General features: G+C 66.8%; 14 protein-coding genes. 8 read left to right on the forward strand and 6 right to left on the reverse strand.

Annotated elements, in window-relative coordinates; all coding sequences use genetic code 11:
* The first annotated feature begins 18 nt into the window (after positions 1-18).
* The gene (locus tag F2Q65_RS12260; protein WP_246156188.1) at positions 19-1,203 is read left to right on the forward strand and encodes an ISAs1 family transposase; all 1,185 of its coding nucleotides are present in this window, start codon (positions 19-21) and stop codon (positions 1,201-1,203) included.
* Positions 1,204-1,502: 299 nt separating this feature from the next.
* Here the strand turns inward: F2Q65_RS12260 and F2Q65_RS12265 are convergent, their stop codons facing one another.
* Positions 1,503-3,692 carry an AAA family ATPase gene (locus F2Q65_RS12265; protein ID WP_150093707.1) on the reverse strand — a complete coding sequence of 730 codons (2,190 nt, stop codon included), beginning with the start codon at positions 3,690-3,692 and terminating at the stop codon, positions 1,503-1,505.
* A gap of 92 nt (positions 3,693-3,784) precedes the next feature.
* Complete coding sequence (locus tag F2Q65_RS12270; protein WP_150093708.1) at positions 3,785-4,219, reverse strand: hypothetical protein; 435 nt, start codon at positions 4,217-4,219, stop codon at positions 3,785-3,787.
* Between the two features lie 199 nt (positions 4,220-4,418).
* On the opposite strand from F2Q65_RS12270, the gene F2Q65_RS12275 reads away from it, so the two are divergent.
* From F2Q65_RS12275 to F2Q65_RS12290, 4 genes are all read left to right on the forward strand, one after another.
* Positions 4,419-5,429: a helix-turn-helix transcriptional regulator gene (locus tag F2Q65_RS12275; protein WP_150093709.1), complete on the forward strand. Its 1,011-nt coding sequence runs from the start codon at positions 4,419-4,421 to the stop codon at positions 5,427-5,429.
* A gap of 232 nt (positions 5,430-5,661) precedes the next feature.
* Positions 5,662-5,994: a hypothetical protein gene (locus tag F2Q65_RS12280; RefSeq protein ID WP_150093710.1), complete on the forward strand. Its 333-nt coding sequence runs from the start codon at positions 5,662-5,664 to the stop codon at positions 5,992-5,994.
* 54 nt (positions 5,995-6,048) lie between these two features.
* Positions 6,049-6,384 (forward strand): hypothetical protein, encoded by a 336-nt coding sequence (locus tag F2Q65_RS12285; RefSeq protein WP_150093711.1) that lies wholly within the window; start codon positions 6,049-6,051, stop codon positions 6,382-6,384.
* A 318-nt stretch (positions 6,385-6,702) separates the two neighbouring features.
* Positions 6,703-7,029, forward strand: a complete 327-nt coding sequence (locus F2Q65_RS12290; RefSeq protein ID WP_150093712.1) for a hypothetical protein — start codon at positions 6,703-6,705, stop codon at positions 7,027-7,029.
* 594 nt (positions 7,030-7,623) lie between these two features.
* On the opposite strand, the gene F2Q65_RS12295 is transcribed toward F2Q65_RS12290, so the two are convergent.
* Entirely contained in the window at positions 7,624-8,076 is a 453-nt protein-coding gene (locus tag F2Q65_RS12295; RefSeq protein ID WP_150093713.1) for a helix-turn-helix domain-containing protein, read from the reverse strand.
* Positions 8,077-8,261: 185 nt separating this feature from the next.
* On the opposite strand from F2Q65_RS12295, the gene F2Q65_RS12300 reads away from it, so the two are divergent.
* Genes F2Q65_RS12300 through F2Q65_RS12310 form a run of 3 tightly spaced genes read left to right on the forward strand, consistent with a single transcriptional unit; the run spans position 8,262 to position 12,859 of the window.
* Complete coding sequence (locus tag F2Q65_RS12300) at positions 8,262-9,368, forward strand: efflux RND transporter periplasmic adaptor subunit (RefSeq protein WP_211354025.1); 1,107 nt, start codon at positions 8,262-8,264, stop codon at positions 9,366-9,368.
* 28 nt (positions 9,369-9,396) lie between these two features.
* Entirely contained in the window at positions 9,397-12,444 is a 3,048-nt protein-coding gene (locus tag F2Q65_RS12305) for an efflux RND transporter permease subunit (protein WP_150093715.1), read from the forward strand.
* The gene (locus F2Q65_RS12310) at positions 12,431-12,859 is read left to right on the forward strand and encodes an HdeA/HdeB family chaperone (protein ID WP_170265678.1); all 429 of its coding nucleotides are present in this window, start codon (positions 12,431-12,433) and stop codon (positions 12,857-12,859) included. The genes F2Q65_RS12305 and F2Q65_RS12310 overlap by 14 nt, the downstream gene beginning before the upstream one ends.
* Positions 12,860-13,165: 306 nt before the next feature.
* Here F2Q65_RS12310 and F2Q65_RS12315 read toward each other — a convergent pair whose 3' ends face one another.
* Genes F2Q65_RS12315 through F2Q65_RS12325 form a run of 3 tightly spaced genes read right to left on the reverse strand, consistent with a single transcriptional unit; the run spans position 13,166 to position 15,756 of the window.
* Entirely contained in the window at positions 13,166-14,233 is a 1,068-nt protein-coding gene (locus F2Q65_RS12315; protein ID WP_211354026.1) for an extracellular catalytic domain type 1 short-chain-length polyhydroxyalkanoate depolymerase, read from the reverse strand.
* A gap of 14 nt (positions 14,234-14,247) precedes the next feature.
* The gene (locus tag F2Q65_RS12320) at positions 14,248-15,021 is read right to left on the reverse strand and encodes a HugZ family pyridoxamine 5'-phosphate oxidase (RefSeq protein WP_150093717.1); all 774 of its coding nucleotides are present in this window, start codon (positions 15,019-15,021) and stop codon (positions 14,248-14,250) included.
* Between the two features lie 42 nt (positions 15,022-15,063).
* Positions 15,064-15,756 carry a response regulator gene (locus F2Q65_RS12325; protein ID WP_211354027.1) on the reverse strand — a complete coding sequence of 231 codons (693 nt, stop codon included), beginning with the start codon at positions 15,754-15,756 and terminating at the stop codon, positions 15,064-15,066.
* Between the last annotated feature and the right edge of the window lie 315 nt (positions 15,757-16,071).

Raw genomic sequence — 16,071 nt, forward strand, 5'->3', positions numbered from 1 at the left:
AACTAGCGCCATTCCCCCATGACCCCGCTTGCCGCTGATCGCACCCTTGTCCAGCACTTCGCCGAGCTCGATGACCTGCGCTGTGCGCTCAAGCGCCGGCACACGCTCGGGGACATGGTCGTGATCGCCATCGCCGCGGTGCTCTGCGGCGCCGATGGCTGGGTGGCCATCGCCGCCTTCGGGCGCGCCAAGCGCGCGTGGCTGCAACAGTTTCTGGAACTGCCGAACGGGATTCCCGCACACGATACCTTCGGGCGGGTCTTCTCATTGCTGGAGCCGGCGGCGTTCGAGGCCTGCTTTCGCGCCTGGGTGGAGGCGATCCGCGAATGCATTCCCGGGGAGATCATTGCGGTGGATGGCAAGACCTCGCGCCGCTCGCATGATCGAGGCGCAGGTCTGGGCGCGCTGCATCTGGTCAGCGCCTGGGCCAGCGCCAACCGCATGGTGCTCGGTCAGGTGGCCACCGAGGCGAAGTCCAATGCGGTCACCGCCATCCCGCGCTTGCTGGAGCTGCTGCACCTGCAAGGCTGCATTGTCACCCTCGATGCCATGGGCGCTCAGGTGAAGATCGCCGCCTTGATTCGTGCGCGTGGCGCCGACTACGTACTGGCGCTCAAGGGCAATCAGGGGACACTGGCCGCCGAGGTCGTAGAGGCCTTTATCGAGGCCGATGTGCGCGACTACGCGGGGTACCGCTCGGAGGTGGTCGAGACGGTTGAAACCGGTCATGGTCGACGCGAGAGGCGACGCTATCGCACCCTGGGCAACCTTGAGGCGGTGCCGCAGCGCACGGCCTGGCAGGACATGAACATGATCGGGATGGTCGAATCCGAGCGCGAGGTCAACGGCAAGCTGACCCGCGAGTTGCGCTTCTACATCGGCAGCATCGGCCTTGAGGCGGCCACCTTCGCGCGCGCTGTGCGCACGCATTGGACGGTGGAGAATCAACTGCACTGGAGCCTGGATGTCGCCTTCCGCGACGACGACTCGCGCGTACGCGAGCCCAACGCGCGGGAGAACCTGGCCGTGCTGCGGCACCTCGCGCTGAGCCGGCTGAAAAACGACGGCACCAAACTCGGCCTGCAGAACAAACGCCTGAAGGCGGGCTGGGATGAACAGTACCTGGCCAAGTTGCTCTTCATGCCGCCCGATCTGCCGAGCAAACGCAAAGCATCAGGATCCACGAAAATTAGCCTCGAGTGATGCGATTGCCCTGGATAGTGGACCTGTTCGGGGGTGTCAATCCAGGCCACAGGGGCCCAGGATGCTGCGGTGTCGTGGATCATGTGGTTTGCCTGCTGCCGGTCGGGTGAAAAGAGACTGCTTGGTGCGCCTGGGATACACCGTTGATGAAATCAGCTGCATGCGCCTTCGGTCGCCTGGGCCCCCTTCAGCCGTTCAGGGCAGAGCGCTCTCGAAGCGTTTCACTCCACGAGCAGCCGCGAGAGCGCTGACCGATGGCCGGGCCGAAGCGGGCGGCGGGCTCGTACGGGCCCCGGCACTCAGGCCGCAACGGCCTGATCCACCCCCTTTAACCGCACCTCTGCCACCAGCCGCCGCAGGAACTGCTCCGGCGTCATTGCATGGCCCAGCAACGCACGCTGGCGGCAGACATTGGCCACGTCTCCGACCGTCAGTTGCTCCAGCGCGCGCAGGTGACAACTGATCAGCGCCGGAAGCGGCGCCTCGGCATCGCCGTAGACCTCGCGGGCGAACAGGCGCAGGCGTTGCTCGGGGCCCATCGGGCGGAAATGCAGCTTGAAGTCGAACCGGCGCAGCGCCGCGGCATCGATGCCGCTCATCAGATTGGTCGCAGCGATGAAGAGGCCGGGAAAGCGCTCCATCTGCTGCAGCAGCTCGTTGACCTGCGTGCGCTCCCACTGCCTCTTGGCATGCTGACGGCTGGCGAGGAAACTGTCGACCTCATCGAGCAGCACGACGCTGTGCACCGGATCGGCGCCGATGAAGAGTGCGGCCAGGTTCTGCTCGGTCTCACCGACATAGGGCGAGATGAGATCCGAGGCCTGGCGCACGATGAGCTCCCGATCCAGGGCCTGGGCCAGCACTTCGGCGAACTCGGTCTTGCCGGTGCCTGGCGGGCCGTACAGGCACAGCGTGCCGCGGCCACGCCGCTCGAAGGCACCCAGGATGTCGGCCGGGGTCAGATCGCCGTCCAGGTTCAGGAAGTCGGCGTCGAAGCGGGTCACGGACTCCCGCTGACGGGGCGCCGGGCTGCCGCGCAGCAGCTGACGCTGAGCGCTGATCACCTCGCGCGCCACCGCATCCGGATCGGCATCGGCATTGGTGTGCAGGGCGGTCAGCGTGCGGGCAACACCGAACTGCGCCGGCACCAGCTGGTCGTCGGCGGCCAGCTCATCGAGCAGCGCGGGCGAGACCCCCACCGGCCCCAGATGGCGCTCGACCATGCGCCGGCGTACCGAGCGCGGCGGCGTGCGAAAGGCCACCGGCAGCACGAAGCGGCGCAGGAAGGCCGGCTCCATGCGCTCGGCGTGATTGGTGATCCAGATCGCCGGCACCGCGTTGTCCTCGAGGATGCGGTTGATCCAGGCCTTCTGCCGACCGCCGGTGCGACGCCCCAGAAAGTCGAAGTGGCCATAGTCCGGCTCAAACACATCCTCCACCTCGTCGAACAACAAGAGCGCATCGCGGCGCCGGGCGAACAGGCGCTGGGCGAGCAGATAGGCCGACAGGCGGCCGCTGCGACTGAGCCCGTCGCCATCCTCGTCGGCGCTGCGCACCTGATACAGGCGCAGACCCTGGTGCGCCGCGAGGGCACGGGCAAACTCCGTCTTGCCGGTGCCGGGCGGGCCGTAGAGCAGGGCATTGATCCCCGGCGTGGCCGTCTCGCTCGCGCGCGCAAGCGACGCCGACAGACGTGTGGCAGCCGCGCTCAGATGCGGAAAATCCTCCAGCGACCAGTCGGCCGCGGGCGCCGGTTCGATCAGCAGGTCGAGCAGATCCTCGATGCACCCGAGATCGGCATCCAGCACCCGGCGCAGCAGGTCGCTGGGGCGCAGGAAATCCTCCAGGTCTGCATCGTCCTCATACGCGAGCAGACCCAGCCGGCGCAGCGCGGCGGCGGGATGCAGGCAGCGAGCGAGTGTGCCGGAATCCAGCTCGAGCACCTTCGCCAGCCGCACGCGCTGCAGGCGGGCGGAGTCACGCGACTGCTCGCGCAACAGCAGGCGCAGCGCTTGCGAGTTGATGTACAGATCCAGATAGTCGAGCACCCGCATTTCGGTCTCATCAAACGTCAGGGCCTCGGCCAGCAAGCGGATATTGGGATTGATTGGCCCGGCAACATCACTGCTCGCCAGCCGCCGTTCCAGCGCCCCGGCATGACCGCGAAACAGCTGCGACAGCAACAGCTCGGCGTCGTCGCTGTCGAGTTCACCGAGCACCAGCGACCCCTCACGCTCGAGGTTGCGCAGGGTGTCGTAGGTGGCCGGTTCGATGCGCGCCTGCTGCTGCCTGGCCCAGTTCGCCAGCGCCTGCGGATCGAGCAAGGGTAGCACCAGGGACATCAGCTCCTCGTTGCGGGCAATGCTGCGATGCAGGTTGCTGCGCGCGTGCCCGAGCGCATGGATGCTCAGCCCAAGGCGCGCGAGGCGGACGGTGCGCGGATCCAGACTGCTGAAATCGCTGCGCAAGAGGTCGGTTTTGGCAGGCATGGGGTGGACTTCTCCTGGGTCGATGCGTGACTGTGTGCTTGAGTAGGCGTGTGACTGCGGGTCACGGATTTGTGGCATGCTGCTCGGCGGCCTCAGTCACGCGACCAGGGCTCGAAGCGGCGACTGTCCAGATAGTAGGAGACGAAATCGCCGCGGGCCTTGCCCCGGTCCCAGAACATGCCGAGCACCAGATCGAGCGGTTCGCGGAAGTAGGCGCTGCCGCTTTCCTGCTCCCCGTCGTGGATCGGCGTGTCCAGCACCTCGAGCACCACGGCGGGGGTGTCGTAGCCTGGCAGGCGGCGGTTCTTCAGGCCGGGCTTCCAGCGCACCAGGTCACCGGGCTTGAAGACGTGGCGCACGCCGAGTTGCCGGTAGCGCTCCTGCAGCACGGCGCCGAGGTCGCCGTCGAGTTCCTCGAGCAGGTCCGAGAGGGGTTCGTCCTGCAGCAGATTGTTCGGTTGCGCCTCGCCGAGGCCGATGCGCTCGAGCAGATCCTTGGAAGACAGGGGGCGTTGTTTGCTGGGCATGGCGACTCCTGTTGGTCGATGATCCGGGCTGATGCGGCGGTGATGTCGAAACGGGTGCTGGGGCACGCTTCGCCGGTCCCGGCCGGTTCCGGCCGGAACCCGATCGCCCCGAACTGGGTTCCATTGAACCACCCGGATGCGTCATCCTATGTCGCGAACGGGTTTGAGACGGGCGTCTGCCAATCACGAGGGCACGGGCATGGCCGAGGACGAGCGCAGGTATCACAGCCGCATGCAACGGCTGAAACGACTGGAGCGGCTGCTGCCGCGACCGGGGACGGCGGATGCACAGTGCCTGGACGGGGCGCGCCTGCTGGAGATCCTCGGTGATGCCTACGAGGCCGCCAGCCCACAGGCGCGCCGGCGCGCCCTGCAGCGGGATCTGGAGACCCTGGTGAAGGAGGGGCGCATCCAGGCGGTGAACCCGGGCGGCAAGCCGCTGCGCTACCGGCGCCTGGAGGAGGGGCTGGATGACGACGCCCTGATCTGGGAATACACCCTGCGCCAGGTCAAGGACCTGATTGCCGAGGCCATCCCGCGGCGTCAGCTCGATCGGCTCTGGGAGCGGCTGCTGCACGAGATCGATACGCCGGTGCTGACAGAGCAGCAGCTGCGCGTGGTGTCCGACACCCTGCGGCTGCAACCGGTGGAGCTCTACCCCGATGTATTGCAGGCGGTGATCACCGCGCTGGCACAGCATCAGGCGCTCGAGGTCGTCTACCAGAATGCCGACGGCGAGCGCAGCACGCCGGTCATCCATCCGCAGGCCCTGATCCAGCGCGGGCCCATTCCCTATCTGTTTGCGCTGAAGAACGACGAGGACCTGGTGCGGCTGTACGCGCTGCACCGCTTCGCCGGCGCCCGGGTGCGCGAGGACCAGCGGGTGCGCAAGGCCGAGGGCTTCGACCTGGATCGGGCGCTGGCCGAAGGCCGGGTGGACTTCGGTCAGGGCGAACTGATCGACCTAGAGATCCGGGTGCGGGGCTACCTGACCCAGCTGCTGCTGGCCTGCCCGCTAAGCCAGGGACAGCGGGCCGAGGACGAGGCCGAGGGCGCCGCCTTCCAGATGCGCATCCATGCGCGCCTGCCGCAGACGGGCCAACTGCTGCGCTGGCTGCTCGGCGCCGGTGACAACCTGGAGGTGGTCCGGCCCGAGGGGCTGCGCCGGACCGTGGCGGAGCAAGCAAGAAAGATGGCCGCGATCTACTGAGCGCGTGCAGCCGACGCCCAGGGCGCGCGTTTTCAGGGGAACAGGATCAAGGCACGGGTAACCTTGCCGGATGACGACAGCGCGCGGATGCGGCAGCCTGCCCCGGATCACACTGGCCCGGATCGCGACGGGGACTGTCGCATCCGGATGTCATGCTACAGGCAAGCGATCAGCCGGCAGCGCGCGGTCACCCCGCCATGCCTGTCGTGTTCATACCGCGGAGGATCAACCCATGAAGACCACCATCCTGACGGCAACGTTGTTGTTGCTCGCCGGCTGCAGCTCGCTGCAACCGAGCCGTTACGAGAACTACTCCCGCGACGGCGAGAACCGCGTCGTCGCCCAGGGCCAGGCCGCCAGCAACGCCGCCTGGGTGCATGCCTCCTCGGCCACCCTCGGCGGCGGTAGCGGCAGCCCATCCGCCGCCTATGGCCCGCGCTCCGGTTATGCGGAGCGCGATGTCCTGGCCGAGAGCACCCGGCGCATCTACGAGGATAGGGTGCGCACCACCAGCTATGCGGTGAGCAGCAGCATCAACGAATCCATCCGCGATGCCCTGCGCTGAGGCCGCCGCGCTGAAGCGTCTCCATCCGTCGTCTTTATGCAAAGGAGCCAACCCATGCCAATACCACCCTACCAATGGCCCAACCGGGTGCGCTGGCTCACCGCGCTGCTGCTGATCCCGCTCGCAGCCGCCGCGCAACCCTGCCTCGAACTCACCCCCATGGCCAAGCGCGGCAACTGTCCCACCGGATACACCGCCAGCGGCGCGTATTGCATCCCCGGCCCACAGGCCACGCTGGCGCTGGAACGACGCGGGAACTGTCCCACCGGCTACCGCACCAGCGGTGCCTACTGCCTGGCTGGCCCGCAGGCCAGACTGGCCATCCCCAGGATCGGTTCCACCTGTCCGTCCGGCTGGCTGATCAGCGGCGACTATTGCCTGAAACGCTGAATCCAGGGTCAGTCCTGACCCTGATTCCGTCTTCGCTGGTGCCATCTCCCCTCACTCCACCGCTCCTGATTCCACCGCTCCTGGGCACGCCTCACCACCGATCGCCGCCCTCTTTGCCGGTGTGCAATGGCGCCAGCTGATGCGGCTCGGTAGTGCGCCAACCTAAACGACAGGCTTTGTCGCTTCTTTGGGGATACTGAGGCCCAGTGGCGCTTGTCCATCAGACGCCGTCTGATGCGCCACCGTCCCTGCAACCCGCGACACCCCCCAAAAAGGCGAGGTGTACTTCCTCGCCGGCGTCATTCACGGAGCATGCCCATGGCCTTTGGCTGTCCGCCGAAACATGTCGATTGGTTCTCGATCCCGGACGGGGAGGGTGATCTGCGGGCCATCGTCCGCGATAGCCTGAACGCCTTTGCCTGGTGGGTCATTCAGGACCACGGCCAATCGATTCGCGCCACGGTCGATCCGGGGCTGTTCTCACCCGGCCAGCGCGTGCAGATCGCGTTCGAATCCGAGCACGTCATCAGGATCAGCAGCGAGAGCGCATTTGCGCTGCCGTGCTATGACTGGGGCAAGAACAAGCGCAACGTCGAGCGCCTGCTCTCAGCGCTTCGGCGTCGCAGCCTCGCTACGCGGGACTGATACGGGCGCCTGTCGTGAAACAGCCGGCCGCGGGCCGGCCAAGCGGTTCAGGGTTCAGGCAGCACGCATTACTCAGGCCCGTCTGCGGTTCATCCCGCGCCGGATGCTGATCGTCGTAACGGGCGTCTCCGGCTCTGGCAGGCCCTCGCTCGCCTTACCGGGTCGGTATAACCTCGAGGATCTGTTTGTTGAAGCCTCCTGTCCCGAGTCCGGCTCCGACTGTCTGATAGGGACTTGTCAGATCTAGGCCACCCTTGCCAAGGGTGGCTGTCGTGGCATGTTCATTGGACTGGCCGACCCGATTGCGGCAACCGGCCTCGTTGCATCCAACAGGCCAGGCGGAGAATTTATCGGCAGATTCGGAATATTGTGAACACGGTGTGAAAGTCACTTCGAATCTTGGCCAAGCAGCCATCAGAAATCCGGTAATCATGAAGTTCCCGTTTCGGGTGGTCCGGTGTCGACCCATTGCTGACGGTCGATCTGAATCGCGCAGCGGTCGCCATGCCATGCTTTGCGGTCATCCTTCAAGGGTGTGGACCTCATTAAACGCCACTTGAAAGGGGCCCGACAGTCCTTGGGCGCGCGGGCGGATCAGCTCTGCGTTGTCGCCTCAATGCACGCATTCGCAATCATGACCAGATACCGCATGGTCGCTTCTGTCATCGGCGCAAGATCGCTGGCGGCGGCTGCCGAAGCCAGCAGATAGCCGTTCTCCCGCTTGACGATCCAACCCGCGGCCTCGAGGTCACGGATCTTCCGGCGCACCGTCTCGCGGGGGATGCCGCTGCAGTCGGCGATGGACTGCAGGTTGATCGGATCGGGCGCGTGCTCGTTTCTCCGCAAGACCGTGAAGTCGTCGTATGAAAGCCCATCAATGCGGCGCCGCGATAGGGTCCGCGAGCCAATGATCGCCAGCACCAGCATGCGATCCAAGTCCCCTCCGAACTGCCGTCGCAGCGCGATCAGGAGTGCAGTAAATTCCTCGACGTGTACCGGCCAGATGTGGCCGAAGTGGCGTGCAAGGTCTTCGTAGTCGAATGTCATGACTGAATTGGCTCTTTGGGGGAATGCCGCGGGACGGTGCGCTGCGTGATCGGCCGAGCGGGGGTGATGATTAGAGCGCCCATTTTGGGCGGTGAGGACATTGACGACAAGGTGCTTGCCCCCGAAGCTTGCCCGACCGCTGCCGGTCCGAAATGACCAGTGTGATTTCGCCCCAGGAGCCCACCGTGTCGACACAGATTCACCAGCCTCCATGCCGCCGTCGGCACTGTCCCAAGCGTGCCCGTGGCGGCCGGTTCACGGCCGTACTGCTCACGGTCGCGGCGCTTGGCGGCTGCAAAGACCAGGCACCGCCGACTCCGCCCATCGACCCGCCGTCGCGGCCGGCGGAGATCCTGGAGATCACGGCCAGCACTCTCGACTCCGGTCTGCACTTTCCCGGACGCGTGCGTGCCACCCAGCGGGTCGAGCTCGCCTTCGACATATCCGGTCGGATCGTTGAGCTTGCGGTCACCGAGGGTGAGCGGGTAGACGCAGGCGCGCTGCTCGCGCGCCTCGATCCCGCCGCGTTCGACACCCGGCTCGCGGCGGCACAGGTCGAGCTCGATCAGGCGACAGCGGACTACGAGCGGGTGCGCCAGCTCTGGGAGAAGAGCAAGGCCGTTGCACGCGCCGAGCTGGACCAGAAACGCACCGCCATGGAAGTCGCCCGCTCGGGCTATGCCGCCGCCCGCAAGGAGGTGGACGACACCCGTCTGGCTGCACCCTTTACCGGCGTCGTCGCACGCCGGTATGTCGAAAACTTTCAGACCGTGCAGGCCAAGGAGCCGGTGGTCAGCCTGCAGGATGTCGAAGCGCTGGAGATCGTCATCCACGTGCCGGAGCGCGTCGTGCGCGGCGAACCGCGCCGGGTGGCAGGCTATGCGCTGTTCGAGGGGATGCCCGAGCGGCGGCTCCCGGTGACGCTCAAGTCCTTTTCGACCGAGGCGGACCCGCAGACCCAGACCTACGAGGTCGTACTCGAACTGGCTCGCCCGGCCGATGTGCAGCTGCTTCCCGGGATGTCGGTCGAGGTCTTTCCCGACAGCGACCAGAGCGGCGCGGGCGAGACCGCCGTGCGCATTCCACTGAAGGCCGTCCTGGCCGGACCCGACGGCGCGCCGACCGTCTGGGTGGTCGACCCCGACAGCGCGCGGGTCTCGCGGCGGCCGATCACCGTCGGCCCGGTCAGCGGCGCGGACCTGCTGGTACGCGAGGGCCTGAAGCCCGGCGAGCGGATCGTCACGGCCGGCGTGCATCACCTGCGCGACGGCATGCGGGTCCATCCGCTATGAGACGTCGGAACGCGAAGGGCCGCCGACCATGAATCTCGCTGCCTACAGCCTGCACAAGCGCACCATCGCCTGGCTCGTCGCCCTGGTCGTGCTGGTCGGCGGCTGGATCGCCTACCAGCAGCTCGGCCGCTTCGAGGACCCCGAGTTCGTGATTCGCCAGGCAGTCGTCATCACGCCCTACCCGGGTGCGCTGCCGATCCAGGTGGCCGAGGAGGTCACGGACGTCATCGAGGGCGCCGTGCAGCAGCTGCAGGAGGTCAAGGAGGTCAGCTCCGTCTCCCGCATGGGCAGCTCGCTGGTCAAGGTCGAGATCGACATGCGCTTCGCCAAGAGCAAGGCCGAGCTGGAGCAGGTCTGGGACAGGCTGCGCCGCAAGGTCGCCGACGCGCAGCGGCAGCTGCCGCCGGGGGCCGGGCCATCCGTGGTCAACGATGACTTCGGCGACGTCTATGCCCTGTTCTTTGCGGTCACCGGCGACGGCTACCGACTGGAGCAGATCCACGACTACGTGGACCAACTCCGCCGCGAGCTGGCGCTGGTGCCCGGCGTGGCCCGGGTGGCGCTGCTGGGCGCGCCGCAGGAGGCCATCTTCGTCGAGATCTCGGCGGCCCGGGCGGCACAGCTCGGGCTCTCGGTCGATGCGATCGGCGAGCAGCTGCGCCGGCAGAACCTGATTACGCCGGCGGGCGATCTGCGCGCCGGCGAGCAGCGGCTCCAGATCAGCCCCACCGGCGCGGTCGACTCTGTCGAGGCGATCGGCAACATCGTCCTCGCCTCCCCTGGCGGTGCTCGGGTGATCTTTCTGAAGGACGTCGCCCGCATCGAGCGCGGGCGCGTGGAGCCGCCGCAGGCCCTGATGCGCTACGACGGCCAGCCGGCCATCGGTCTCGGGGTGTCCAACATCGCCGGCGGCAATGTCGTGGCCATGGGCGACGCCGTGCGCGCCCGGCTGGCGGAGCTGGAGGCTCAGCGCCCGGTGGGCATGGAGCTGAACGTCGTCTCGTACCAGTCCGACGCGGTGCGCGCGGCGGTCGACGGCTTCGTTGCCAATCTGGTCGCGGCGGTGGTCATCGTCGTGCTGGTGCTGATGCTGTTCATGGGCGTGCGCAGCGGCCTCATCGTCGGCGCCGTCCTCTTGCTGACCGTGGCCGGTACCCTGATCGCGATGTGGCTCGACGGTATCGCGATGCAGCGCATCTCGCTCGGTGCGCTCATCATCGCTCTGGGCATGCTGGTGGACAATGCGATCGTGGTCACCGATGGCATTCTGGTGCGCCTGCAGCGCGGCGAAGATCGCACCCGGGCCGCCATCGCCGTGGTCCAGGCGACCCAGTGGCCGCTGCTCGGCGGCACCGCCGTCGGCATCCTGGCCTTCAGCGCCATCGGCCTCTCGCCGACGGACATGGGCGAGTACGCCGGCTCGCTGTTCTGGGTGATCCTCTATTCGATGCTGCTGAGCTGGCTGTTCGCGGTCACGCTCACACCGCTACTGTGCGTCAGCTTCCTCAAGGTCAAGCCGCTGGCGGCGGATGCGGGCCTCGGCCCGGTGCTGTGGCGCTATCGCGGGCTGCTGGGCGTGGTGCTGCGCCACCGGGTCCTGACCGGGGCGGCGCTGATCGCGCTGCTGGTCGCCGCGGTCGGTGGTTTCGGTCTGGTGCCGCCGGGCTTCATGCCCGAGTCGGCGCGGCCGCAGTTCGTCGTCGATCTCTTCCTGCCCCAGGGCACCGACATTGAGGTGACCGCGGCGGAGCTGGCAAGGGCCGAGGACCATGTCCGTACCAAGCCGGGCGTAACCCACGTCAGCAGTTTCATCGGCCAGGGCGCGCTGCGCTTCATGCTGACCTACAGCCCGGAAGACCCGAACAGCGCCTATGGTCAGCTGCTGGTCGACGTCGATGACGCCGGCCAGATCGCGGCGCTGGTCTCGGAGCTGCAACAGGCGCTCGAGGCACGGCATCCGGACGCCGACATCAAGGTCTGGAAGTTCATGCTCGGGCGCGGCGGCGGCAAGAAGATCGAGGCTGCGTTCCGTGGGCCAGACCCCGCGGTACTGCGCCGCCTGGCGGACGCGGCCAAGACCATCATGGCGGGCGACCCCGAGACCGTGGCGATCCAGGACGACTGGCGCCAGAAGGTTCCGGTGCTGCGCCCGGCGGTCGACACCGTGGCCGCGCAGCGCGCCGGGGTCGGCATCACCGAGATCAACGCGGCGCTCAACCGCGCCTTCAGCGGCAGTCAGGTGGGGGTCTACCGCGAGGGCGATCGGCTGATCCCCATTGTCGCCCGCGCGCCGGCCCCGGAACGGCTGACGGCCGCGCAATTGGAATCCGTCCAGGTCTACAGCCCCACCGCTGGCCGTTACCTGCCGGTCGGCCAACTGGTAACCGGGGTGGAGGTGGAGTGGGTGGACGCCATGATCCGCCGCGTCGACCGCTTCCCGACGCTCAAGGCGCAGTGCGATCCGCCGCCGGGCGCACTGTCCGGTCCGCTCCTGGAGCGCCTGCGACCGCAGATCGAGGCCATCGAGCGGCCGCCCGGCTATGCGCTGGAATGGGAGGGCGAATACAAGGCATCCCGGGAGGCGAACGCGGGGCTGGCCCTGTCGGCACCCTATGGCTTCACGGCCATGATCCTCGCCGTGGTGATCATGTTCAACGCCATCCGTCAGCCACTGGTGATCTGGCTCACAGCGCCGCTGGCCATTGTCGGCGTGACCGTCGGCCTGCTTCTGTTCCAGGTGCCGTTCGAGTTCATGGCGATCCTCGGCTTCCTGAGCCTGATCGGCATGCTGGTGAAGAACTCCATCGTGCTCGTCGACGAGGCCGATGCCGAGCGCCGAGCAGGCAAGCTGGGGGTCGCCGCGGTGCTCGATGCCAGCGTCAGCCGCGCCCGACCGGTCTTTCTCGGTGCGCTCACCACCATCCTCGGGGTCGCGCCGCTGCTGGCGGACCCGTTCTTCGAGAGCATGGCTGTGACCATCCTATTCGGCCTGGCCTTTGCGATGCTCCTGACGCTGATCGTGGTGCCGCTGCTGTATGCGGTGCTGTTTCGGCTTCGCGGCGATGCGCTCGGTTAGCCGCCCCGACCGGGCGCGGCTACGCTCGGCAGGCGCGGTCATACTGACCCTCTCGCTGCTCGGGTGCGCGGCGCAGCCCGAGCGCGAGCGGCCGCTGCCGGCGGCGCTGGGACCCGAGGCCGAGATACCCGGCATCCTGCCATCCATGCTGGCGTTTGGGACAACCCAATCCGCCGAGCAGACCAGCGCCAAAGAGGCGGATTTCACCCAGACAACCTGTCAAGACCTCACCCGGCAGTCGGATGAAGAGCGCGCCTTTGCGCTGATCTTCTATGATGGCTACCTGGCCGGGCGGGCCAACACAACGACCATCGATGACACGGGGGTCTCCGAACAATTACAGCGCGTCCGCGAAGCCTGCACGGCCAATCCGCAGTCCAGGGTCATCGACGCCTTCACTGCGGCGCTCAGGTAGCGCGCACGGCGCATCCCAGTGCCGGATCGTCGCAGCTCGCGCACCTCGGGCACCGGGCGACGGGTGTGCCGGACCTGCTCCATTACCGGCGCACGGGCAAGCTGCAGTATCGGTTGCATTCCGCCCACGGCAATCCCTGTTACAAGTTTCTGTGTGCCGAGCTCAAGACCCGGGAGGTCGACGCTCAAGCGCGAGTGGCTGGCGCTTGAGTGGCGCAGCGTTTCTCTCCAATGGTCGACATGAAGTTGAGGGTCGGGTCCAGGGCCATGAGCGACGCCGAAAGAGACGGCCGCTGATCCGCGCAGATCAATCGTGCACGCAGCTGGCCATGTTTCGCCGCTGGTGCAAGCTGAAGAATCGCAACATCTCGCGGCCGGCGTCAGGCCCCCGCGGCTCGGTGTAGGAGCCGGCCGGGCTGCCGCCCGACCAGGCGTGACCGACGCCGTGCAGGATCCAATGCTCGATCAGCGGCGTGCCCTGCACATCAAGGTATTGGATCCGACTGTAACCGATCCCCGACGCGCTCCGCCCGTGGTTGGTGTGCGTGCGCAGTCTGGCGCCATCCTTGATCTGTTCGATGATTCGACTGGCGTTTGCGGGATGGACAAGAGTGTCGCCGTCGCCATGGAAGAGGATGGTCGGCATCAATGGGGCTGGGTGGTCCTGTGTCCGCCTGGTCGGTCGGGGCCGGTCGGGTTGAGGTGGCGCACCTGCGCGCATGAGCTCAAGGGCCGAGGGAAGGTCGTGGGCAACGCCTTGGGGCACCCCCGAATGGATACCGATTGCGGCGAACAACTCGGGGTACGCGAGTCCCATGATGAGCGCCTCGGCACCCCCGGCGGAGAGGCCCGCGACATAGACCCGCGTCGGGTCGACGGGATAGTCGCGAAGGATATCGCGGATGGCACCGGCGATCAGCGCGGGCTCGCCACCGCCACGGACCTGATCCCCGGGGCGGAACCAGTTCCAGCATTGGGTCGCGTTGGCTGAGGTCGACTGCTCTGGATAGGCGACCAGGAAGGACTGCGCCTCAGCAAGCCCATTCATCCCCGTTCCCGCCGCAAAGTCGTCAGCCGACTGGGTGCAGCCATGCAGCATCACGACGAGCGGGCGGGGGACTTCAGGATCGCCACTCGGACGATAGAGCTTGTAGTCGAGCTGGCCCGTCGTGCCGCGGTAACAATGTGTCTCGAAGCGTGCGCCCGGCGGCGGTACGAACGCCGGTGGCGTGCCGGACGCTCCTGCCGAAGGCTCCGGCGGACCGCCTCCGTGCAACGCCTTGAGCCGATCAAACAGTCCGAACAGGCTGGCTGGCAGGCCCTCATGGGCACGCCGGATCATTGCGGATAGATCGATCTTGGGCCAGCGGGTCATGATTGGGTCAGGCTTCAGAGGATTTTAAAAGTCTCGACCAGCATCTCACGTGCCGCCGCGGCGGAGCTGATGGTCCGTGGCAGCGCAATGCGGTGGAGACGGCCATCGACCCGCAGGTCGATTCCCTCGGCATCGATTCCCAGCATCTCGACGGCGTCGACGCCGGCAGCCATTGCACCAAGGTAGCCGCGCAGCGCATCCCGGTGGTCCCGGTTCATGTGCTCGACGATCTGCACCTGCGCCTCGCGGCTCAGCGGGTTGGGACGCAGGATGCGGTCGAGCCCGAACCAGCGCGCGGTCGCAAAACCACCGTTCCAGTGGAAGCGCAGCGGGGTGAATCGGTAGAAGCGGAAGCCGAGTTGCTCGAAGTACATCCGGGTCCGCGGAAAATAGGCGAAGTAGCGTTCCGCATCTTCGTCCGGCTCGATGCGGTGCATGTTGCCAATCGCACTGAGGCGGCCGCGCTGCTGGACATCGCTGTCGCCAGCCTCGGCGACCAGGAGGCCGCAGCGCGGATCGGCGTCGAGGTTCTTCGTGTGCTGAGACAGGTGGCTCAGCAAAAACAGCGGCAGACCGTTCTGGCCCAGGACATAGGGGACGACGGATCCGAAGGGGTAACCCGGAGATTCCAGCGAAAGGGTGGATAGGGTAGCCTCAAAGGCCCCTGCCAGGAGGTGGCGCGCCGCATGCGCCTGTTCTTCGCTATTGCTCATTGGTAAAGGGGTCAAAGGAGGCAAATGGTACAGCCTCTGGGATAAGCTGATCGAGCGCTGGTGGCGTCGTGGCAAGCCGTGGCCCGCTCGAAACAACCCCGAATCAACGCCAGCCGCTCAGCCCGGTGCCGTACCCACACGCCGCAGCACGCTGCGGATCACGGCCTCGAGCTCGGCGAAATCGATGGGCTTGACCAGATAGGCATCGGCCCCTTGCTCGAGTCCTTGGATACGATGCTCAATCTCTCCGAGCGCCGTGATCATGATGATGCCGCAGCGGCTGCGCCGGCGCAGTCGGGCGGCCAGGGCAAAGCCGTCTTCGCAGTCCTCGCCGAGCATGACATCGAGCAGGGCGACATCCACGGGAACTTCCGCCAGCACCTGATCCAGCCCCTCGCCATTCGGTAGCGCAATCACCTCGAAGCCCCGCAGGGACAGCGCCCCGGCGATCAGCTCGCGCAGGGTCCGAGCATCCTCCACCACCAATACCCGCACCCGCCCATCGCCCCGTGCGCTGGGGGGCGGCCATTCCTCGCTCGTAACGCCGGCGCGGGCATCGAGCGCCTCGTCCTCGCGACGCAGCAGATCCATCATCCGCGCCAGCTCCAGCGTCCTGTGGACACCCATCTTGCGAAAGATCGCCGTGCGGTGGGTCTTGATGGTGTTGATGCTGGCGCCAAGTTGGTCCGCGATCTGTTTGTTCAACAGACCCCGACTCATCAGCTCGCAGACCTCGTGCTGGCGCGGTGTCAGAAGCTCGAGGCGCGCGCGGGCCTCGCTTGGTGACGGCACGGTTGGTTGGTCTGGCATCGATTGATATCCGCGCATCGTGCGCCGGTTTGTAGCGCATTACCTGTCACCCGCAGGGGTGATTTACCGCGCTGCCTCGCCGGGCTAGTGTGTTACAGCTAATTTTAGCGTAATCCATGCTCAGTTTTCGGGCGTCTCGCCCGACGCCGATGCCTCGCACCGTTGAGTGGAGTGTCGCGCGCTGTTCTGGCGTTCGGCCAACGAAGCGCCGTGCTATCCGGCGTTTACCGTGCGGCGCAGAAGGCATCCGAGTGGATGCATGGCCAGCACGGCCACTGATCCACCGTCTTCCCAAGACTCGTAGAAACCAGTCCC

Source organism: Thiohalocapsa marina (genome assembly GCF_008632335.1).
GTDB lineage: Bacteria > Pseudomonadota > Gammaproteobacteria > Chromatiales > Chromatiaceae > Thiohalocapsa > Thiohalocapsa marina.